The 469-nt window shown below is 76.5% G+C and carries 1 protein-coding gene; it reads left to right on the top strand.

Annotated elements, in window-relative coordinates; translation table 11 throughout:
- Window positions 1-469 (top strand): PIG-L deacetylase family protein (locus tag G3I65_RS27760; protein ID WP_375336726.1); only part of this gene is annotated, 469 nt, incomplete at both ends.

Here is a 469-nt window from a genome sequence, read left to right as displayed (position 1 = left end):
CGCGGACACCGAGGAGGCCGCGCACCGGCTCGCGGCCGTGCTGCACGAGGAGCGCGCCGACCTGCTGCTCGGGTACGACGCCAACGGCGGCTACGGCCACCGCGACCACGTGAAGGTGCACGAAGTCGCGCGGCGGGCCGCCCGGCTGACCGGCACGCGGCTGCTGGAGGCCACGCTGCCGCGCGACTTCGCGCAGCGGTTCGTCCGGGTGGTCCGGGCGCTGCGGATCCCGTTCGACTACGACGCCGAAGCCCTCGAGCACGCCTACAGCCCGGCCTCGGCCGTCACCCACCGCTTCGACGTCCGGCGCTTCGCCGGGCGGAAGCAGGCGGCGCTCGCCGCGCACGTGTCCGACGTCCGCGGCCGCGGGCGGCTCTCGGCGGTGCTGCGGCTGCTGGTGTGGCTGCCGGCGCCGCTGTTCGCGGTGGTGGCGGGCCGCGAGTGGTTCACCGAGGTCACGCCCGCAGGA

The organism is Amycolatopsis sp. SID8362, assembly GCF_010550475.1.
Taxonomy (GTDB): Bacteria; Actinomycetota; Actinomycetes; order Mycobacteriales; family Pseudonocardiaceae; genus Amycolatopsis; species Amycolatopsis eburnea.
This window is presented reverse-complemented; position numbering and strand designations above follow the sequence as displayed.